The sequence below is a fragment of the Bradyrhizobium sp. USDA 223 genome, from assembly GCF_044909005.1.
Lineage (GTDB): Bacteria > Pseudomonadota > Alphaproteobacteria > Rhizobiales > Xanthobacteraceae > Bradyrhizobium > Bradyrhizobium yuanmingense.
In genome coordinates, this window is sequence record NZ_JBIYDR010000001.1 from 7,279,297 (window position 1) to 7,299,104 (window position 19,808).

Sequence of the window (19,808 nt, forward strand, 5' to 3'; positions counted from 1 at the left end):
AGAGCCGGGACCCAGGGGCTGCAATGGACCCCGGCTCTGCAGCGCACCGCTTCGCGCTGCGCAGCGTCCGGGGAACGAACCGAGAGATGAGACCATGAACTTCGACGACACCCCGCAGGAAGCCGAGTTCCGCGCCACCGCCCGCGCCTGGATCAACGCCAACGCGCCCAAGCAATACGAGGAGGAGCTGCGCAAATCCTCGCTCGGGCGTACCGTGCTCAAAAACGCGGATATCCTGCAGGTCGCAAAAGCCTGGCAGAAGAAAAAGGCCGACGCCGGCTGGGCCTGCCTGCACTGGCCGAAGGAATATGGCGGCCGCGGCGCCTCGCCGATCGAGCGCGTGATCTGGCAGCAGGAGGAAGGGCCGTTCGGCCAGCTCTCCCGCATGTTCATCATCGGCCACGGCATGTGCGGGCCGACCATGATGGCGTTCGCGCGCGAGGAGCATAAGCGCACCTATCTGCCGCCGCTCGCCTCCGGCGAGAAGGTCTGGTGCCAGCTGTTCTCCGAGCCCGCCGGCGGCTCTGATGTCGCGGGCCTCCGCACGCGTGCGGAGAAGGACGGCGACGACTGGGTGATCAACGGCCAGAAGATCTGGACCTCGGGCGCGCATTATTCAGACTATGGCATCCTGCTCACGCGCACCGATCCGACCGTGCCCAAGCACAAAGGCCTCACCATGTTCTTCCTGGACATGAAGAGCCCCGGCGTCGAGGTGCGGCCGATCAAGCAGGCGAGCGGCGCCTCGGATTTCAATGAGGTCTATTTCACCAACGTCCGCATCCCCGACCATCAGCGCCTCGGCGAGGTCGGCGACGGCTGGAACGTCTCGCTGACCACGCTGATGAACGAGCGCAGTGCGATCGGCGCGGCCGTATCGACCGGTTTCCCTGAATTGTTCGAGTACTGCTCCAGCTTGATGCTCGACGACGGCCCGGCGATCGAGGATCGCGCGGTGCGCTCCAAGCTGGCGAACTGGGCGGTGAAGGCGAGCGGCTTGAAATACACCAGCATGCGCGCGATCTCGGCGCTGTCGAGGGGCGAACGCCCGGGGCCGGAGAACTCCATCGGCAAGCTGGTGGCGGGCTCCATGATCCAGGACGTCGCGACCTACGCGTTGGATCTGCAGGGCGCGTCCGGCGTCGTCAGCGGTGAGGATGCCGAGCTCGCCGGCCGTTTCCAGGCCATGCTGCTGCGCGCGCCGGGTACCCGCGTCGAAGGCGGCACCGACGAGATCATGCGCAACATCATCGCCGAGCGGGTGCTGGGCCTGCCAGGCGACATCCGCGTCGACAAGGACGTGCCGTTCAACAGGATCCCGACGAAGGGAAGGAATTAGCCGTGTCCCGGACGCGATGCAGCACGCAGTGCTGCTTCGCAGAGCCGGGACCCAGATGGCCGCAATGGGCCCCGGCTCTGCAGCGCACCGCTTCGCGCTGCGCAGCGTCCGGGGCACGAGAGAGGAGAGCTCGAAGATGAATTTCGACGACACCCCGCAGGAAGCCGCGTTCCGTGAGACCGCGCGCAAATGGATCGAGACCAACGCGCCGAAGGAGCTGCATGGCGAGCTATCAAAGTCCTCGCTCGGCCGCATCCGCCTTGCCAACCGCGACATCGTCGAAGTCGGCAAGGCCTGGCAGAAGAAGAAGTTCGAGGGCAATTGGGCCTGCCTGCACTGGCCCAAGGAGTATGGCGGCCGCGGCGCGACGCCGATCGAGAAGGTGATCTGGCAGCAGGAGGAGGGCGTCTACGGCAAGCTGACGCAGCCGTTCCAGATCGGCGAAGGCATGTGCGGACCGACCGTGATGGCGTTCGGCAGTGAGGAGGCCAAGCGCCGTTACTTGCCGAAGCTCGCATCGGGCGAGGAGATCTGGTGCCAGCTGTTCTCCGAGCCGTCTGCCGGCTCCGATGTCGCAGGGCTTCGCACACGCGCGGAGAAGAAGGGCGACAATTGGGTCGTCAACGGCCAGAAGATCTGGACCTCGGGCGCGCATTATTCCGACTATGGCCTCCTCATCGCACGCACCGATCCGAACGTGCCCAAGCACAAGGGCCTCACCATGTTCTTCCTGGACATGAAGAGCCCCGGCGTTGAGGTGCGGCCGATCAAGCAAGCCAACGGCATGCAGGAGTTCAACGAGGTCTATTTCACCGATGTGGTGATCCCCGATAGCCAGCGGCTGGGCGCCGTCGGCGACGGCTGGAACGTCTCGCTGACCACGCTGATGAACGAGCGCATGTCGATCGGCGCGCGGCTCGCGACCGGCGTGCCTGAAATGTTCGAGCTCTGCTCGAACCTGATGCTGGAGGAGGGCCTCGCCATCGACGATCCCGCCGTGCGCTCGAAGCTCGCGAGCTGGGCGGCGAAGTCGAACGGGCTGAAATACACCAGCTACCGCACGATCTCGGCGCTATCGAAAGGCGAGCGCCCGGGCCCGGAGAATTCGATCGGCAAGCTGGTCTCGGGCATGATGCTGCAGGACATCGCGACTTACGCCATGGACCTGCAGGGTGCGGCCGGTGTTCTCACCGGCAACGACGAGGAAACGGCCCAGGGCCAATTCCAGCAGATGCTGCTGTCCTCGCCCTCGATGCGCATCGCCGGCGGTACCGACGAGATCCTGCGCAACATCATCGCCGAGCGCGTGCTGGGCCTGCCGGGCGACATCCGCGTCGACAAGGACGTGCCGTACAACAAGATCCCGACCAAGGGGCGGTGATCGCGCGCGCTGAGCATGGACCTCGGGTGGGCAAAGGCGCAAAGCGCCGTGCCCACCCTTGCGCGTTGCTCACTCCACCCCGATCGTCGTCAAGTCCTGGAACCAGTGCTGCGCCTGCACGAACTGCTTGATCTTCGGTGACAGCGCGTGCGGGTTGGTGTCGTGGACGACCCACACCAGCGTGGCATCGTCCACGATCAGCGCATGCGCCTGCGCCAGCAATTGATCCTGCTTGGTGCTCTCGAAAGTCTGCTTGGCCTCGTCGATCAGCGCGTCGACCTTCGGGTTCTTGTAGCCGCCCCAATTGACGCCTACCGGCGCGATCTGGCCGGAATGGAAGAAGCGGACGATGGCGTAAAGCGGATCCGAGGTGACATAGGCGATGTTGTTGGAGGTGATGCCGGCGTTCATCTCGTCGGCGGCGCCCTTGCGCCAATGCGTATAGAGCGTCTCCAGCTCGACCACCTTGAAGTCGATCTCGATGCCGATCTCCTTGAAGCTTTGCTGCAGGAATTCGTTCATCGGCAGCGACAGCATCTGGCCGGTGCCGCCTTGCGCGATGATGAAGGTGGTCTTCAGCGGCTTTGCTTTGGAATAGCCCGCTTCCTCCACCAGCTTCTTGGCGGCGGCGAGATCATATTTCAGCTCGAAGCTGGGCTTGCCGAACCACGGGCTCGACGGGTCGACCTGGCCCTTGGCGGGCTTGGCGAGGCCGTTCATCAGTCCGACGACTTCGTCGCGGTTGATCGCAAGGTTCAGCGCCTTGCGCAGGCGGATGTCGGTCCAGGGCGAGCCCGGCAGCACGCTGAGGTGATAATTCCACACATGCGGCGTGACGTTGTCGACCAGCTTCATTCCGGCCGCCTTCAACTGCGGCACGGCATCCGGCGCGGGTGTCTCGATCAGGTCGACCTGGCCGGCGAGCAGCGCATTGGTGCGCGTCAGCGCTTCCGGCATCGGTACCAGCACAATCTTGTCGGCCTTGGGAATGCGCTTCTTGTTCCAGTAGTCCGGATTTTTGCTGAGCTCGGCGAGCTCGCGCGGCACCAGCTTCGTCAGCTTGAACGGGCCGGTTCCGGAGGGCTGGCTGGCGAACTTGTCCCAATCCTTGCCGAGTTTTTCGTATTGCGCCGGGCTCGAGACCAGGAACCACAGCATCTGGTAGGGGAAGAAGGAATCGACCGTCTTGGTGGTGATCTCCACGGTGGAGTCGTCGATCTTGGCGTAGCTGGCGACGGAGGGGAGGCGGGTCTTCACCTGCGCGCTCTGCCGCTTGTCGAATTGCGGCGCCTTGTCGTTGAGCACCTTGTCGAGATTCCAGATCACCGCATCGGCGTTGAAATCGCTGCCGTCGTGAAACTTCACGCCCTTGCGCAAGCTGAAGCGCCACTTCGTCTTGTCGGCATCGTCCACCTTCCATTCGGTGGCAAGGCCCGGCACCAGCTTGCCGGGGCGGTCGGCGACGTCCATCTCCCAGGCCACCAGGGGATCGTAGATCGTGTAGGCCGTGAACTGATAGGCGCCGGCGCCGCGATCAGGCTGGCCGGTGGTGAGCGGAATATCCGCCATCGAGATGCCGTAGCGCACAACACTCTCCGCGCGCGCCGAGATTGCGGAGGACGCCAGCGCAAGCACGGCGAGACAGGTCGATAAGCGAATACGCATGGTCCAAGCTCCCAGGGATTTCGGAGCCGAACTTGCAATCTTGATGCCAGAATAGGCAGCCCGCCTGGTTGCCTCCTGGCGATCCACAAGGACTTGTCGCCGCAGGCAAGATTTGCAGAAAAAGTTTCTCCTTGGCATAGCCATTGCATACCATTGCATCAAAATTAATCATCCAAAGCCGGAGAAGGACGAGGCGATGCTTACTAAGAAGAAGACACGTGCGGCACTGATCGCGGTGCTCGCTCTGACGACAGCCGCCGCATGGCCGCGTGTGGCGAGCGCGCAGACCGTGCTGCGCATCGGCATGACCGCTGCCGATATTCCGCGCACGCTCGGCCAGCCCGATCAGGGTTTTGAAGGAAATCGCTTCACCGGCCTCACCATGTACGACGCGCTGACCGGCTGGGACCTGTCCTCCGCCGAGAAGGCGAGCGTGGTGATCCCCGGTCTTGCCACCGAGTGGAAGGTCGACGATGCCGACAAGACCAAATGGGTCTTCAAGCTGCGCCCCGGCGTCACCTTCCACGACGGCTCGCCGTTCAACGCGGACGCCGTGGTGTGGAACGTCGAGAAGGTGCTGAAGCAGGATGCGCCGCAATTCGACGCCAGCCAGGTCGGCGTCACGGCCTCGCGCATGCCGACGCTGGCCTCGGCGAAGAAGATCGACGACATGACCGTCGAGCTCACCACCAAGGAGCCCGACAGCTTCCTGCCGATCAACCTCACCAATCTGTTCATGGCGAGCCCGGCGAAGTGGCAGTCCTTCTACGACAAGACCGAGGGCGCCGACGCCAAGGCGAAGTCGCAGGCCGCCTGGACTGCGTTTGCCAAGGACGCCTCGGGTAGCGGTCCCTGGAAAATGGCGAGCTTCACGCCGCGCGAGCGGCTCGAGCTGGTCAAGAACGCGAACTACTGGAACAAGGATCGTGTGCCCAAGGTCGACAAGATGGTGCTGCTGCCGATGCCGGAAGCCAACGCGCGCACCGCGGCGCTGCTCTCCGGCCAGGTCGATTGGGTCGAGGCGCCGGCACCGGACGCGATCCCCGAATTGAAGCAGCGCGGCTTCAAGCTCTACTCCAACGAGCAGCCGCACGTCTGGCCATGGCAGTTCTCGCGCGTCGAGGGCTCGCCCTGGAACGACATCCGGGTGCGCAAGGCCGCGAACCTCTGCGTCGACCGCGAAGGCCTCAGGGACGGTCTGCTCGCCGGCCTGATGGTGCCGGCGACCGGCACCTTCGAGCCCGGCCATCCCTGGCGCGGCAATCCCACCTTCCAGATCAAGTACGACAAGGCGGCTGCGCAAAAGCTGATGCAGGAGGCCGGCTACGGTCCCAACAAGAAGCTGACCGTGAAGACGCAGACGTCGGCGTCCGGCTCGGGCCAGATGCAGCCCTTGCCGATGAACGAGTATCTGCAGCAGGCGCTGGCCGAATGCTATTTCGACGTCCAGCTCGACGTCATCGAATGGAATACGCTGTTCACCAACTGGCGCCGCGGCGCCAAGGATCCCAGCGCCAACGGCTCGCACGCGACCAACGTCACCTACGCGGCGATGGACCCGTTCTTCGCGCTGGTGCGCTTCCTGCAGTCGGGCATGGCGCCGCCGGTCTCGAACAATTGGGGCTTCATCAACAACCCCAAGTTCGACGAGCTGGTGAAGAAGGCGCGCCAGACCTTCGATCCCGCCGCGCGCGACGCCGCGCTCGCCGAGCTGCACGCAGCCTCCGTCGACGACGCCGCTTTCCTTTACGTCGCCCACGACGTCGGCCCGCGCGCCATGAGCCCGAAGGTGACAGGCGTCGTGCAACCGAAGAGCTGGTTCATCGACTTCTCGCCGGTGTCGATCAAGCAGTGAGGTGAGTACGCTCTATCGACGCGTCATGCCCGGGCTTGACCCGGGCATCCACGTGTCTCCTCCAGCTCCGTCATTGCGGGATCGTCCGAAGGACCAGACCTCAGGTGTGCAATTGCGCACCGGGGAATCTCGAGATTCCGGGTTCGATGCTTCGCATCGTCCCGGATGACGAACCAAGAAAACGTGGATGGCCGGGACAAGCCCGGCCATGACGACCACTACGCACTAACTTGAGTAATCCAACGTGCTCGCCTATACCGCCAGACGCATTGTCTACGTCGTCCCGATCGTCATCAGCGTCGCGCTGGTGTGCTTCCTGCTCGTGCACATCACGCCGGGCGATCCGCTGGTCGCCGTGCTGCCGGCCGACGCGTCGCAGGAGCTCGCCGCGCAGCTGCGCGCCGCCTACGGCTTCGACCGGCCGCTGCCGGTGCAGTTCGGCCTGTGGCTGTTGCGTGCCCTTCACGGCGATCTCGGCAATTCCATCGCGACGGGGCGTCCGGTGCTCGCCGAGGTCATGCGCGCGGTCGGCAACACCGTCACGCTCGCAATTGCCGCCGCCATCATCGGCTTCACCATGGGCGTCTTGCTCGGCCTGATCGCCGGCTATTTTCGCGAGACCTGGATCGACAAGGTCGCGACCTCCTTTGCCATCGCCGGGGTCTCGGTGCCGCATTACTGGCTCGGCATGCTGCTCGTCATCATCTTCTCGGTCCAGCTGAACTGGCTGCCCGCGGTCGGCGCCGGCCCCAGCGGCTCCAACTCCTGGGCCTGGGATTGGGCGCATCTCAAATATCTCGTGCTGCCGGCGATCACGACGTCGGTGATCCCGATGGGCATCGTCACCCGCACGGTCCGCGCGCTCACTGGCGACATTCTCTCGCAGGACTTCGTCGAGGCTTTGCGTGCAAAGGGCCTGCGCGAAACCGGCGTGTTCCGCCACGTCATCAAGAATGCCGCGCCCACCGCGCTCGCGGTGATGGGGCTTCAGCTCGGCTACATGCTCGGCGGCTCGATCCTGATCGAGACGGTGTTCTCCTGGCCGGGTTCGGGCTTCCTGCTCAACTCGGCGATCTTCCAGCGCGACCTGCCGCTGCTGCAGGGCACGATCCTGATCCTGGCGCTGTTCTTCGTCTTCCTCAATCTCCTGGTCGACATCGCCCAAGCCGCGATCGACCCGCGCATCAAGCGGGGCTAGCGGGATGCATTTGAGCCGAGCTATAGCCGCGAAGCCGGTGCGCTCCCTCCCCCGCGAGCGGGGGAGGGTTGGGGAGAGGGTGTCTCCGCTCGCGAGAACCCCCAAGAGGCGAAAGCCCTCACCCGTCGCTTCGCGACGACCTCTCCCGCAAGCGGGAGAGGTTAACCGACCAAGCGGTTCGCACCGACCACACCGATACGCAACGGGAGCCAGCCGATGAGCGAGCTTCCGCTGTCCGCCACCGCCGACGCCGCGCTGCAGGCGGCGCCTGCCACCAAGGCGCGCGGCTATTGGGCGACCGTCGGCCGCCGCATCATGCGCGACAAGGTCAGCATGGCCTGCGCGCTGGTGTTGCTGCTGATCTTCCTCTCCGCGATCCTCGCGCCGTGGCTCGGTCTCGAAGACCCCTACAAGGGTTCGATGATCCGCCGGCTCCGCCACATCGGCACCACAGGCTATCCGCTCGGCACCGACGAGCTCGGCCGCGACATGCTGGCGCGGCTGATCTATGGCGGGCGCCTGTCGCTGGTCATCGGCATCCTGCCCGTGATCCTGGCCTTCTGCATCGGCACCTCGCTCGGCATCATTGCCGGCTATGTCGGCGGCAAGCTCAACACCGCCATCATGCGCACGGTGGACGTGTTCTACGCCTTCCCGTCGGTGCTGCTGGCGATCGCGATCTCTGGCGCGCTCGGCGCCGGCATCCTCAACTCCATCGTGGCGCTGACCATCGTGTTCGTGCCGCAGATCACCCGCGTCGCCGAGAGCGTCACCACCGGCGTGCGCAACATGGACTTCGTCGAGGCCGCCCGTGCCTCCGGCGCGGGCGCCTTCACCATCATGCGCGTCCACATCCTCGGCAACGTGCTCGGCGCGATCTTCGTCTATGCCACCAGCCTGATCTCGGTCTCGATGATCCTGGCGGCCGGTCTGTCCTTCCTCGGCCTCGGCACCAAGCCGCCGGAGCCGGAATGGGGCCTGATGCTGAACACGCTGCGCACCGCGATCTACGTCAATCCCTGGGTCGCAGCCTTGCCGGGCGCAATGATCTTCGCAGTCTCGATCTGCTTCAATCTCCTTTCGGACGGCCTGCGCAGCGCCATGGACATCAGGAATTAGCCATGAGCGAGATCAACGCATCTGTCGCCATGCTGGAGCCGGTCGAGGACCGCGGCGGGCTCGCGCAGCCGCTGCTTCAGGTCAACGGCCTGACCAAGCATTTTCCGGTGCGCGGCGGCCTGTTCGCCGCCAAGCGCACGGTGCGTGCCGTCGACAATGTCTCCTTCTCCGTCGCCAAGGGCGAGACGGTCGGCATCGTCGGCGAGTCCGGCTGCGGCAAGTCCACGACCGCGCGGCTCCTGATGCACCTGATGCCGCGCGATGACGGCGACATTATCTATGACGGCATGACCGTCGGTCAGTCGCTGAGCTTGCGCGAGCTGCGCCGCGGCATGCAGATGGTGTTCCAGGATTCCTACGCTTCGCTCAATCCGCGCCTGACGATCGAGGAGTCGATCGCCTTCGGTCCCAAGGTCCACGGCATGGCCGATGGCTCGGCGCGCAATCTGGCGCGCGAGCTGCTCGGCAAGGTCGGCCTGCGCCCGGAAAACTTCGCCAACCGCTATCCGCACGAGATCTCCGGCGGCCAGCGCCAGCGCGTCAACATCGCCCGCGCGCTGGCGCTGTCGCCGCGGCTGGTGATCCTGGACGAGGCCGTCTCGGCGCTCGACAAATCCGTCGAGGCGCAGGTGCTCAATCTGCTCGCCGATCTCAAGCGCGAATTCGGCCTCACCTATCTCTTCATCAGCCACGACCTCAACGTGGTGCGCTACATCTCGGACCGCGTGCTGGTGATGTATCTCGGCGAGGTCGTCGAGCTCGGCCCGGTCGACCAGGTCTGGGACAGCCCGGCCCATCCCTACACCCGCGCGCTGCTCGCGGCGATGCCGTCTTCCGATCCCGACAGGCGCACCGAGACGCCCCCGATCACGGGCGATCCGCCCAATCCGATCGATCCGCCCCCCGGCTGCCGTTTCCACACCCGTTGCCCGTTTGCGGAGCCGCTCTGCGCAAATGCGACACCAAAGCTCACCGCGCTGGATAATATGGGTCACGAGGCCGCGTGCTACATGGCCATACCGGGCTCAGGCCATAGCCGCGCCCCCAGGGGAGATATCGCATGACGAGACCGACACCGAAAGAGATCAAGCCGATCGCGCATATCGCCGGCGTGCCCGTGGACGACGAGATCGCGATCCGCATCTCCAATGCCATCGGGCCCGCCTTCGAAGGCTTCACCGCGATCGCCGGCACGCTGCCGTTCGATCTGGAGCCCGCAACTTACGTGCTCGCGCAGACGCAGAAGGTGTCGAAATGAGCCGTGAGCCCGCTCTGATGACGCTCACCGAGGTCGCGCGCGCGATCGCGATGAAGCAGGTGTCCTCGCACGAGGCGACGCGTGCGCTGCTGCAGCGCATCGCGCAGTGGCAGCCGCATCTCAACGCCTTCATGTCGATCGAGGCCGAGGCTGCATTGAAAGCGGCGGATGCTGCCGATGCCGAGCTCGCCAAGGGCAATGTCCGCGGTCCCCTGCATGGCGTGCCGCTTGCGCACAAGGACATGTACTACGATGCCGGCCACGTCTCGACCTGCGGCTCGCTGATCCGCCGCGACTTCGTGCCGAACGTCACGTCCACCGCCTTGCAGCGGCTCAAGGACGCCGGCCAGGTCCGGCTCGGCACGCTGCATCTCGCCGAGTTCGCCTATGGCCCGACCGGGCACAACGCCCATTACGGTCCGGTGCGCAATCCCTGGAACGTCGCCCATATCACCGGCGGCTCCTCATCCGGCTCCGGCTCGGCGGTGGCCGCGCGCCTGACCTATGCGGCGCTCGGCTCGGACACCGGCGGCTCAATCCGCATGCCCGCGCATTTCTGTGGCGTCACGGGGCTCAAGACCACGGTGGGCCGCGTCAGCCGCGCCGGCGCAATGCCGCTGTCGCAATCGCTCGACACCGTCGGCCCGCTGGCCCGCACTGCCGAGGATTGCGCGCTGTTGCTGGCGCTGATGGCCGGGCCTGATCCCGCCGATTCGACCTGCAGCCACGAGCCGCTCTCGGACTACGTCGCGGCCACCAAGAGCTCGCTCAAAGGTCTCAAGATCGGCGTGCCCGCCTCGTTCTACGTCGACGATCTCGACAGCGAGGTTGCGCGCGTGCTCGACGAGACCATCGCGGTGCTCAAGCGCGAGGGCGCCGACATCGTCCCCGTCGAGCTGCCCGACCAGCGGCAATTGTCCTCGGCCAGCCAGCTCGTGCTCGCCGCGGAAGCTGCCGCCTTCCACAAGCGCTGGATGATCGAACGTCCGCAGGACTATGGCCCGCAGGTCTTGATGCGGCTTCAGAACGGCCTCGCCGTTCCCGCCATCACTTACCTCGAGGCGATGCGTTGGCGCGGGCCGGCGCTCGCGGCCCACAATGCCGCGACGGCAGGCGTCGATGCGGTGATCGCGCCGGCGTCCCCAGTGCCGGCGCCGACGATCGAGGAGAGCGACGTTGGCGGCGGCCCGAACGCGCCGGCGCTGTTGCAGCGGCTGACGCTGTTCACCCGCCCGGTGAATTTCCTGGGCTTGCCGTCACTGACCATTCCGTCGGGCTTCACCACGACCGGCCTGCCGGTCGGCATGCAGCTGATCGGCCGCTCCTTCGACGAAGCCACCCTGCTGACCATCGGCGCCGCGTTCCAGCGCGTCACCGATTATCACGATCGATTGCCGAAACTGCCGTCATGACAAAACTCGTCGAGATCTCAGGCCTCAACATCCGCTTCACCGGCGAGCGCACGGTCTATGCCGTGAACGATCTCAGCCTCTCGCTCGGCAACAGTGAGGTGCTGGGCCTGCTCGGCGAATCCGGCTCCGGCAAGAGCGTGACCTTGCGTGCGCTGATGCGGCTGTTGCCGAGGAAGCGCACGCAGATCTCGGGCACGGTCAATGTGTTGGGTCGTGACGTGCTCGCCATGAACGACGAGCAGCTATCGTCCTTTCGCGGCCAGACCGTCTCGATGATCTTCCAGGAGCCTGCGCTCGCGCTCGATCCGGTCTACACGATCGGCGCGCAGATCGCCGAAAGCGTCGTGCGCCACGAAGGCAAGAGTTTTGCGGAAGGGCGCGCGCGGGCGCTGGAAATGCTCGAGGTGGTGCGCATTCCTTCCGCCAAGCGCCGGCTGGATGCCTATCCGCACGAAATGTCCGGCGGCATGCGCCAGCGCGCCATGATTGCGCTGGCGCTGGCCTGTCGTCCCAAGATTCTGCTCGCGGACGAGCCGACCACCGCACTCGATGCCACCGTGCAGATCCAAATCCTGCTGCTGCTGCGCGAACTCCAGCGCGAGTTCGGCATGTCCGTCATCTTCGTCACCCACGACATCGGCGTTGCGATCGAGATCTGCGACCGCGTCGCAGTGATGTATGCCGGCCAGATCGTGGAGCAGGGCACCTTGCGCGACATCGTCCGCTCGCCGGTGCATCCCTATGCCAAGGGCCTGCTCGCCTCCACCATCCACGGCGCCAGGCGCGGACAGCGGCTGGAGACCATCCCCGGCACGCCGCCGTCGCTGGCCGAGAAGCCGCACAATTGCTCCTTTGCTCCCCGCTGCAAGCTCGCCGAGCCGCGCTGCCTGGAGCAATTGCCTGCCAATGTCGAGGTCGGGTCGGGCCGGGCGGCGAGGTGCGTGCTGGCGGAGCCGGTCACCGCAGTATCATAGTTCGGATGAATGAGCCGGGCTGAGCGAGCCTCCAGCATTCACACCCCGTTCATTCCGGTTCCCGTTCCATGGCTCCGTTCACGGAGAGGAACCTCACGGATGTACATTTCCAACGAAGGCCTGCTCGTTATCCTGTTCGTCGGTCTCGTCGCCGGTTGGCTCGCCGGCAAGATCGTGCGGGGCGCCGGGTTCGGCCTTATCGGCGACATCGTGATCGGCATCTGCGGTGCGCTGGTGGCAAGCCTGCTGTTTCCAAAGCTCGGCATTCGCCTGGGCACCGGCTTGATCTCCCAGATCGTCTATTCTGCCATCGGCGCGGTCATCCTGCTGCTGGTGGTCCGTCTGGTGCGCGGCGGGGGCCGGCTCTAGCCTCTGCATTCGGCTGAGCGGAACTTGAGCCGCGCTTTTCGCGGAAGCGGCTGAAAGCCTGCAAGAAAAAGCCGCAAGCCTGTGGAATTCCGGACTTGCGCGGAAGGCTGTCGGGGGTAGATGTGGCCCATGAGGCCTCGGATTAAATTCGACCGCGTTGGACGGCCGGAAAACAGATGTTAATCCAAGGCGAGTACTCCTTGAATCGCCTTTGAAATCAGGGCTTTGCCCGTTAGCCGAAAGAGATCAGACTGATGGCAGCCATCCCTGGCGTCCGCCGTTCAGAGCTCGGTGACGCCTTGCGCGCTTGTCGCACGGCCTTCATCGGCGTGGGCCTGATGAGCTGCATGATCAACCTGCTCTATCTGACCGGGTCGATCTTCATGCTGGAGGTCTATGACCGGGTGCTGCCGAGCCGCAGCATCCCGACCCTGGTCGGCCTCATCATCCTCGCCAGCTTCCTCTACATGGCGCAGGGCGTGCTGGACATGATCCGCAACCGCATCTTGGGGCGGATCGGCACCGCGCTCGACGAGGCCCTCAATAAGCGCGTGTTCGACACCATCGTGCGCCTGCCGCTGCTGGTCGGCAGCCGCAACGAGGGCCTGCAGCCGCTGCGCGATCTCGACAATGTCCGTTCCTTCCTCGGCGGCATGGGCCCGAGCGCGTTCTTCGACCTGCCCTGGCTGCCGCTCTATCTCGCCATCTGCTTCGCTTTCCATGTCCTGATCGGCGTCACCGCGCTGGTCGGCGCCATCATCCTGGTCGGGCTGACGCTGGTGACCGAGTTCATGTCGCGCCAGCCGGCGAAGGAGGCGATGGGCCTCGCCGCCCAGCGCAACGATCTCGCCCAGGCCAGCCGCCGCAACGCCGAAGTGATGGTGTCGATGGGGATGGCCGGCCGGATGAACCAGCGCTGGAGCGAGGCCAACGAAAAATACCTCGCCGGCAATCAGCGGGCGAGCGACGTCGCCGGTGGTCTCGGCGCGGTCGCCAAGGTGCTTCGCATGATGCTGCAATCGGCCGTGCTCGCGGTCGGCGCCTATCTCGTCATCCACCAGGAGGCCACCGCCGGCATCATCATCGCCGGCTCGATCCTGTCCGCCCGCGCGCTCGCGCCGGTCGATCTCGCCATCGCGCATTGGAAATCCTTCGTCGCGGCGCGCCAGAGCTGGCAGCGTCTGACGCGCCTGTTGGAGCAGATGCCGGCGCAGGCGATGCCAACCCAGCTGCAGGCGCCGACCAGCCGGCTCTCGGTCGAGGGCGTCGCCATGGTGCCGCCCGGCGATCAGCGTCTCGTGGTGCAGGATGTCACCTTCGCGCTCGCCGCCGGCAACGGCCTCGGCGTGATCGGCCCGAGCGGTTCCGGCAAGTCGTCGCTGATCCGCGCGCTGGTCGGGGTCTGGCAGCCGGTGCGCGGCAAGGTGCGGCTCGACGGCGCGGCGCTCGATCAATGGACGAGCGACGCGCTCGGCCGCCATATCGGCTATCTGCCGCAGGACGTCGAATTGTTCGGCGGCACCATCGCGCAGAACATCAGCCGGTTCGATCCCGAGGCCACCTCCGAGGCGATTATCGCCGCGGCCAAGGAGGCCGGCGTGCACGAGATGATCATCAAGATGCGCGAGGGCTACAACACCCAAGTCGGCGAGCAGGGCGCCGCGCTTTCCGCAGGTCAAGCCCAGCGCGTGGCGCTGGCGCGCGCTCTCTACGGCAACCCCTTCCTGATCGTGCTCGACGAGCCCAATTCCAATCTCGACACCGAAGGCGACGAGGCGCTGACCCGCGCCGTCCGCTCGGCGCGCGAGCGCGGTGCCATCGTCGTCGTGGTGGCGCACCGCCCGATCGGCGTCGAGGCGGTCGACCAGATCCTGGTGCTGCGCGACGGCCGCATGCAGGCCTTTGGGCCGAAGGAGCAGGTGCTCGCCCAGGTGCTGCAGCCGCGCGTGACGCCGCCGGCGCCGATCAAGATCGTCAGCGAAGGCGGAGTGGCCAAACCATGAGCACGAAGCCATGAGCACGATGGCCATCGGCGGCCCCAAGGCGGCCGCGAAGACCGTCCGCGACTCCATCAGGTTCCACCTGATGCTCGGCCTCGCCATCGTGGTGGTCCTGGTCATCGGCCTCGGCGGCTGGGCCTCGACCGTCCTGATCTCGGGCGCGCTGATTGCGCCGGGCCAGATCGTGGTCGAATCCAACGTCAAGAAGGTGCAGCATCCGACCGGCGGCGTGGTCGGCGAGGTGCGCGCCCGCGACGGCGACCTGGTCAAGTCTGGCGACATCGTGGTGCGGCTCGACGACACCGTCACCAAGGCCAATCTTGCCATCGTCACCAAGAATCTCGATGCGGCGCAGGTGCGTGCGGCGCGATTGCAGGCCGAGCAGCGCGGCCTCGACCGAATCGAGTACCCGCAAAGCCTCATCGAGCGGGCGGGCGATCCCGACGTCAAGGCGCTGCTCGCGGCTGAAACCAAGCTGTTCGAGGTCCGCGTCAACGGCCGCACCGGGCAGAAGGCGCAGCTGCGCGAGCGCATCACGCAGCTCAACGAGGAGATCGCCGGTCTCAGCGCCCAGGAAAAGGCCAAGGACCAGGAGATCGCGCTGGTGCTGAACGAGCTTACCGGCGTGCGCGAGCTCTACGACAAGCGTCTGGTGCAGATCTCGCGCCTGACCCAGCTCGAGCGCGACTCGGCCCGCCTCAATGGCGAGCGCGCGCAGTACATCGCCGCGCGCGCCCAGGCCAAGGGCAAGATCACCGAGACCGAGCTCCAGATCATCCAGATCGACAAGGACGTGGTCAGCGAGGTCTCCAAGGACCTGCGCGAGACCAACGACAAGATCGGCGAGCTGATCGAGCGCAAGGTCGCGGCCGAAGACCAGCTCCGCCGCGTCGACATCCGCGCGCCGCAGGACGGCATGGTGCTGCAATCGAGCGTGCACACGATCGGCGGCGTCGTCACCGCCGGCGACACCTTGATGCTGATCGTGCCGCAGGCCGACGATCTCCAGGTCGAGGCCAAGGTCAATCCGGTCGACATCGACAAGCTCCAGATCGGCCAGAAGACGCTGCTGCGCCTTTCCGCGTTCAACCAGCGCACCACGCCCGAGCTCAACGGCGTCGTCAGCCGCGTCTCGCCCGACGTCACCACCGACCAGCGCACCGGCCAGAGCCATTACACCATCCGCGTCTCGATGCCGCCGGAAGAAATCGCCCGGCTCGGCGACGTCAAGATGATCCCCGGCATGCCCGTGGAAGCCTTCGTCCAGACCGGCGACCGCACCATGTTGTCCTATCTGATGAAGCCGTTTCACGACCAGCTGATGCGCGCGTTCCGCGAGAAGTGACGCGCGACATCGCGTCATCTTCACCCGTCATTGCGAGCGTAGCGAGGCAATCCAGTCTCGTAGGGTGGGCAAAGGCGCAAAGCGCCGTGCCCACGATCTTTCACACGATGAGCATATTGGTGGGCACGCTTTCGCTTTGCCCACCCTACAACACCGCCTTCTTTGCTATAGTTCGACTCAGGCCCAATCATCCGGCGGTCGAACCATGCAATCCCCACCCTCCATCGCCACCCAATCCTTCTCCGACGCGTCCCTCGCCGTTGCCCGCCTCGAGGAGATCTACGAGCGCAACACGAAATTCCTGCGCGACCGGTTCGAAGCCTATGTCGGCGGCGAGGCGATCACGACGCGGGTTCGCGCCTACTATCCCTTCGTCCGTCTCACCACCGCGACGCATGCGCGGCTGGATTCGCGTCTTGCTTACGGCTTCGTGGCCGGACCCGGCGTGCATGAAACCAGCGTGACGCGGCCGGATCTGTTCCGCAGCTATCTCACCGAGCAGATCGGCCTCTTGATCCAGAACCACGGTGTGCCCGTCGAGATCGGCGAGTCCGCCGAGCCGATCCCGATCCACTTCGCCTATCGGCGCGACATCAATATCGAAGCCGCCATCACCACCAGCGAGAACTCGTCCGTCACACGCTCGCTGCGCGATGCGTTCGACGTGCCCGTTCTCGCGACGATGGACGATTCGATCGCCGACGGCACCTTCGAGCTCCAGCCCGGCGCGCCCGAGCCGCTGTCCCTGTTCCGCGCCGCCCGCGTCGATTACTCGCTGCGCCGGCTCTATCACTACACCGGCACCGATCCCGAATATTTCCAGAACTTCGTCATCTTCACCAACTACCAGTTCTATGTCGACGCCTTTGCGCAAGCGTGCCAGCAGCGGCTGCAGTCCGGCGAGGCCGGACTCGAGGCTTTCGTCGCGCCCGGCAACGTGATCACGAACAGCGGCGGCGCGATCAGCGGCACTGCGCCGGCTCGTGCACCGCAGATGCCGGCCTTCCACCTGGTCGCACCTGGCTATCGCGGCATCACGTTGATCAACATCGGCACCGGCCCGTCCAATGCGCGCAATGTCACCGACCACGTCGCGGTGCTGCGGCCGCATGCCTGGCTGATGCTCGGCCATTGCGCGGGCCTGCGCAACACGCAGCGGCTCGGCGATTACGTGCTGGCGCACGGCTATGTGCGCGAGGATCACGTGCTCGACCGCGAGCTGCCGCTGTGGGTGCCGATCCCGGCTCTGGCCGAGATGCAGGTCGCGCTCGAGGAGGCGGTCGAGGACGTCACCGGGCTCGAAGGCTTCGAGCTCAAGCGCCTGATGCGCACCGGCACGGTCGCGAGCGTCGACAACCGCAATTGGGAAATTTCCGGGCCCGAGGTGATCCGCCGGCTGTCGCAATCGCGCGCGGTGGCGCTCGACATGGAATCGGCCGCGATCGCCGCCAACGGCTACCGCTTCCGCGTTCCCTACGGCACGCTGCTGTGCGTCTCCGACAAGCCGCTGCATGGCGAGATCAAGCTGGCCGGCATGGCCAGCGAATTCTACCGCCGTCGCGTCGGCCAGCATCTCGAGATCGGCCTGAAGGCGCTGGAGCGGCTCAAGCAGCAGGAATCGGAACGGCTGCATTCGCGCAAGCTCCGCAGCTTTGCCGAAGTGGCGTTCCAGTAGGGCCGAGGCCGCACTTTGCTGCTGACAAGCGCAGCGATTTTCAGCATTGTCCGGCGCGGGGCTCGACCGGGACGACTTGATGCCACTCATGCGCCACAAGATCATTGGCCATGATCTGGAACGGCTGGCCTTTCGCTTCACCATGCTGAACGATGGCGAGGTCGTGCAGTGCCAGATCAGCGACGCCGCGATGGACGAGCTCGCGGGCATGCAGGGCACCGAAAGCAGCGCACGACAGGCGCAATTCCTGTCGTTGCGTGAGACCATCGAGCGGATCGCGTCCGATCTCTACGACGAGGCACCGCGATTCCCGGGCTATGTGGTGCGGATTTTCATGCGGCATTTGGAAAGGTAGCTGTCTCGCCACACTCCGTCGTCATCGCCCGGCTTGACCGGGCGATCCAGTACTCCGAGACGGCAGTGATAGAACCGAGAAGACGCGGCGTACTGGATGCCCCGGTCAAGCCGGGGCATGACAGCGATTATGTGGCGAGCTTGTCCGCTCGCTCACATCGCACAGCCGCATCACCCCTCAAGCTTCCTCAACATCAGCTTCAGCGCCGTCGCCGTGAATACCTGCATGTTGCCGAACCGGTCGTTGCTTCCTGTCTCCAGCGTCATCACCTCTGGCGCGGGCCCTGCAACCGCCATGCAGCTATGGCCCGCCGAATCGCCGTAGCGGTTGCCGGCGGGGCCGGCGGCGCCGGTCTCGGACAGGCCCCAATCGCTGTCGAAGCGCGTTCGCATCTGCTCGGCCAGCAATTGCGCGTAGGGCTCCGACGAGGACCGAAAGCCCCTCATTCCTTCGTCCGAAATATCCATGAGCACGCGCCTGGCATCGCGCGTATAGACCACCGCGCCGCCGAGGAAATAGGCGGATGCGCCGGGCACCGCGAGCAGGCTGGCCGCGATCAAGCCGCCGGCGGAGGATTCGGCAACCGCAATGGTCTGTTTGCGCGCGATCAGTTTGGCGGCGACCTGTTCCGCAATGCCGACGAGCTCTTTCATGTCGTAACCCCTCATTCCTTCGCAACCGAGCTCAGCCTTCCTAGCATATGACAGGACGCTTGGCCGAGTTGCGGGCGGCGGGCAGGCCTGCTTGAATGGCGGGGATAAGAAGAGACATGCGAGGAAACGTGAGAAGGGAGACGTAATGGCATCCCTGATCGCCGGCGGCATCGACTGCGACGTGCATCCGGCCGTGCCGCATCTGACCAGCCTGCTGCCGTACCTGAACGATTATTGGCGCGATCAGGTCACGACGCGCGGCATGGTCGACCTTGTCTCGCAATCCTATCCGCAGAACTCGCCGATCACCGCGCGGCCGGACTGGCGCCCCGAGACCGGCAAGCCCGGCGAGAGTCTGGAGGCCATGCAGCGTCACGTGCTCGATCCCTTCCAGCTCAAGCATGCGATCTGCAATCCGCTCTACGGCGTTCAGATGGTGTTTTCGGAAGACATGCAGGCGGCCTTCTGCCGCGCGCTGAATGATTGGCTGGCGAAGGAGTGGCTCGATCGCGACGCGCGGCTCCGCGGCTCGATCGTGATCCCCACGCAAAGCGTCGAGAAAGCGGTTGCCGAGATCGAGCGCTGTGCACCGGACGAGCGCTTCGTGCAGGTGCTGATGCTGGTGATGGGCGATACGCCGCTCGGCAAGCGCGCGCTGTGGCCGATCTACGAGGCCGCGGAACGTCTGGAACTCCCGGTCGGCATCCACGCCGGTTCCGCCTATCACAATCCGCCGACCGCCGTGGGCTGGGGGTCCTATCACATCGAGGATTATGTCGGGCAGGCCCAGGCGTTCCAAACCCAGCTCACCAGCCTGATCGTCGAGGGCGTGTTCGCCAAATATCCGCGGCTGAAAATGGTGATGCTGGAGTCCGGCGTGTCCTGGATCGCGCCCTATCTGTGGCGTCTGCACAAGTTCTGGCGCGGGGTGCGGATGGAGACGCCGTGGGTCGATCGCGCGCCGCTGGAGATTGTGCGCAGCAACATCCGCTTCTCGTTACAGCCATTTGATGCCCCGCCGGAACCCGAGACATTAATTCGCCTGTTTGATCATATGCAGTCGGACGAATTGGTCCTATTCTCCACGGACTATCCGCACTGGCAGTTCGACGGCCAGGACGCGCTGCCCGAAGGTCTGTCCCCCGATCTCGTGCGCAAGATCATGATCGACAATCCGCATGCAACCTATCCCCGCCTGACATGAGCCCGC

The 19,808-nt window shown here is 65.3% G+C and carries 17 protein-coding genes; 15 read left to right on the top strand and 2 right to left on the bottom strand.

The window, feature by feature from the left end; genetic code table 11:
* Positions 1-94: 94 nt before the first annotated feature.
* A complete protein-coding gene (locus tag ABIA40_RS33895; RefSeq protein ID WP_271546043.1) occupies positions 95-1,339 on the top strand; it encodes an acyl-CoA dehydrogenase in 1,245 nt (414 codons plus the stop codon).
* 136 nt (positions 1,340-1,475) lie between these two features.
* The gene (locus tag ABIA40_RS33900) at positions 1,476-2,720 is read left to right on the top strand and encodes an acyl-CoA dehydrogenase (RefSeq protein ID WP_157283172.1); all 1,245 of its coding nucleotides are present in this window, start codon (positions 1,476-1,478) and stop codon (positions 2,718-2,720) included.
* A 69-nt stretch (positions 2,721-2,789) separates the two neighbouring features.
* On the opposite strand, the gene ABIA40_RS33905 is transcribed toward ABIA40_RS33900, so the two are convergent.
* Positions 2,790-4,385 (bottom strand): ABC transporter substrate-binding protein, encoded by a 1,596-nt coding sequence (locus ABIA40_RS33905; RefSeq protein WP_271546039.1) that lies wholly within the window; start codon positions 4,383-4,385, stop codon positions 2,790-2,792.
* A 196-nt stretch (positions 4,386-4,581) separates the two neighbouring features.
* On the opposite strand from ABIA40_RS33905, the gene ABIA40_RS33910 reads away from it, so the two are divergent.
* The 12 genes from ABIA40_RS33910 to ABIA40_RS33965 all read left to right on the top strand — a co-directional run bounded on the left by ABIA40_RS33910 (position 4,582) and on the right by ABIA40_RS33965 (position 17,945).
* Positions 4,582-6,240 carry an ABC transporter substrate-binding protein gene (locus tag ABIA40_RS33910; protein ID WP_404545583.1) on the top strand — a complete coding sequence of 553 codons (1,659 nt, stop codon included), beginning with the start codon at positions 4,582-4,584 and terminating at the stop codon, positions 6,238-6,240.
* 244 nt (positions 6,241-6,484) lie between these two features.
* Complete coding sequence (locus ABIA40_RS33915) at positions 6,485-7,438, top strand: ABC transporter permease (RefSeq protein ID WP_057028344.1); 954 nt, start codon at positions 6,485-6,487, stop codon at positions 7,436-7,438.
* Between the two features lie 216 nt (positions 7,439-7,654).
* Positions 7,655-8,557: an ABC transporter permease gene (locus ABIA40_RS33920; RefSeq protein ID WP_057028343.1), complete on the top strand. Its 903-nt coding sequence runs from the start codon at positions 7,655-7,657 to the stop codon at positions 8,555-8,557.
* Between the two features lie 2 nt (positions 8,558-8,559).
* A complete protein-coding gene (locus tag ABIA40_RS33925) occupies positions 8,560-9,621 on the top strand; it encodes an ABC transporter ATP-binding protein (protein ID WP_271546033.1) in 1,062 nt (353 codons plus the stop codon).
* A complete protein-coding gene (locus ABIA40_RS33930; RefSeq protein ID WP_404545585.1) occupies positions 9,618-9,815 on the top strand; it encodes a hypothetical protein in 198 nt (65 codons plus the stop codon). The genes ABIA40_RS33925 and ABIA40_RS33930 overlap by 4 nt, the downstream gene beginning before the upstream one ends.
* A complete protein-coding gene (locus ABIA40_RS33935) occupies positions 9,812-11,227 on the top strand; it encodes an amidase (RefSeq protein ID WP_271546028.1) in 1,416 nt (471 codons plus the stop codon). Before ABIA40_RS33930 ends, ABIA40_RS33935 begins: the two co-directional genes overlap by 4 nt.
* Complete coding sequence (locus tag ABIA40_RS33940) at positions 11,224-12,201, top strand: ABC transporter ATP-binding protein (RefSeq protein WP_271546026.1); 978 nt, start codon at positions 11,224-11,226, stop codon at positions 12,199-12,201. Before ABIA40_RS33935 ends, ABIA40_RS33940 begins: the two co-directional genes overlap by 4 nt.
* Before the next feature lie 99 nt (positions 12,202-12,300).
* Positions 12,301-12,570 carry a GlsB/YeaQ/YmgE family stress response membrane protein gene (locus ABIA40_RS33945; protein ID WP_035997080.1) on the top strand — a complete coding sequence of 90 codons (270 nt, stop codon included), beginning with the start codon at positions 12,301-12,303 and terminating at the stop codon, positions 12,568-12,570.
* A 254-nt stretch (positions 12,571-12,824) separates the two neighbouring features.
* Positions 12,825-14,573 carry a type I secretion system permease/ATPase gene (locus ABIA40_RS33950; RefSeq protein ID WP_057028339.1) on the top strand — a complete coding sequence of 583 codons (1,749 nt, stop codon included), beginning with the start codon at positions 12,825-12,827 and terminating at the stop codon, positions 14,571-14,573.
* Between the two features lie 10 nt (positions 14,574-14,583).
* A complete protein-coding gene (locus ABIA40_RS33955; RefSeq protein WP_271546022.1) occupies positions 14,584-15,915 on the top strand; it encodes an HlyD family type I secretion periplasmic adaptor subunit in 1,332 nt (443 codons plus the stop codon).
* A gap of 205 nt (positions 15,916-16,120) precedes the next feature.
* Positions 16,121-17,590: an AMP nucleosidase gene (locus tag ABIA40_RS33960; protein WP_271546021.1), complete on the top strand. Its 1,470-nt coding sequence runs from the start codon at positions 16,121-16,123 to the stop codon at positions 17,588-17,590.
* A 46-nt stretch (positions 17,591-17,636) separates the two neighbouring features.
* The gene (locus tag ABIA40_RS33965; RefSeq protein WP_271546019.1) at positions 17,637-17,945 is read left to right on the top strand and encodes a DUF1488 family protein; all 309 of its coding nucleotides are present in this window, start codon (positions 17,637-17,639) and stop codon (positions 17,943-17,945) included.
* A gap of 170 nt (positions 17,946-18,115) precedes the next feature.
* On the opposite strand, the gene ABIA40_RS33970 is transcribed toward ABIA40_RS33965, so the two are convergent.
* Positions 18,116-18,598, bottom strand: a complete 483-nt coding sequence (locus ABIA40_RS33970; RefSeq protein ID WP_404545587.1) for a CinA family protein — start codon at positions 18,596-18,598, stop codon at positions 18,116-18,118.
* Between the two features lie 145 nt (positions 18,599-18,743).
* On the opposite strand from ABIA40_RS33970, the gene ABIA40_RS33975 reads away from it, so the two are divergent.
* Positions 18,744-19,802, top strand: coding sequence for an amidohydrolase family protein (locus ABIA40_RS33975; protein WP_271546015.1), 1,059 nt, complete (start codon positions 18,744-18,746; stop codon positions 19,800-19,802).
* The last annotated feature ends 6 nt before the right edge of the window (positions 19,803-19,808 follow it).

Excerpts from the sequence above, each read along its gene's own strand:
- ABIA40_RS33895 (WP_271546043.1), top strand. The coding sequence starts at position 95 with ATGAACTTCGACGACACCCCGCAGGAAGCCGAGTTCCGCGCCACCGCC.
- ABIA40_RS33900 (WP_157283172.1), top strand. The coding sequence starts at position 1,476 with ATGAATTTCGACGACACCCCGCAGGAAGCCGCGTTCCGTGAGACCGCG.
- ABIA40_RS33905 (WP_271546039.1), bottom strand. The coding sequence starts at position 4,385 with ATGCGTATTCGCTTATCGACCTGTCTCGCCGTGCTTGCGCTGGCGTCC.
- ABIA40_RS33910 (WP_404545583.1), top strand. The coding sequence starts at position 4,582 with ATGCTTACTAAGAAGAAGACACGTGCGGCACTGATCGCGGTGCTCGCT.
- ABIA40_RS33920 (WP_057028343.1), top strand. The coding sequence starts at position 7,655 with ATGAGCGAGCTTCCGCTGTCCGCCACCGCCGACGCCGCGCTGCAGGCG.
- ABIA40_RS33925 (WP_271546033.1), top strand. The coding sequence starts at position 8,560 with ATGAGCGAGATCAACGCATCTGTCGCCATGCTGGAGCCGGTCGAGGAC.
- ABIA40_RS33930 (WP_404545585.1), top strand. The coding sequence starts at position 9,618 with ATGACGAGACCGACACCGAAAGAGATCAAGCCGATCGCGCATATCGCC.
- ABIA40_RS33935 (WP_271546028.1), top strand. The coding sequence starts at position 9,812 with ATGAGCCGTGAGCCCGCTCTGATGACGCTCACCGAGGTCGCGCGCGCG.
- ABIA40_RS33940 (WP_271546026.1), top strand. The coding sequence starts at position 11,224 with ATGACAAAACTCGTCGAGATCTCAGGCCTCAACATCCGCTTCACCGGC.
- ABIA40_RS33945 (WP_035997080.1), top strand. The coding sequence starts at position 12,301 with ATGTACATTTCCAACGAAGGCCTGCTCGTTATCCTGTTCGTCGGTCTC.
- ABIA40_RS33950 (WP_057028339.1), top strand. The coding sequence starts at position 12,825 with ATGGCAGCCATCCCTGGCGTCCGCCGTTCAGAGCTCGGTGACGCCTTG.
- ABIA40_RS33955 (WP_271546022.1), top strand. The coding sequence starts at position 14,584 with ATGAGCACGATGGCCATCGGCGGCCCCAAGGCGGCCGCGAAGACCGTC.
- ABIA40_RS33960 (WP_271546021.1), top strand. The coding sequence starts at position 16,121 with ATGCAATCCCCACCCTCCATCGCCACCCAATCCTTCTCCGACGCGTCC.
- ABIA40_RS33970 (WP_404545587.1), bottom strand. The coding sequence starts at position 18,598 with ATGAAAGAGCTCGTCGGCATTGCGGAACAGGTCGCCGCCAAACTGATC.
- ABIA40_RS33975 (WP_271546015.1), top strand. The coding sequence starts at position 18,744 with ATGGCATCCCTGATCGCCGGCGGCATCGACTGCGACGTGCATCCGGCC.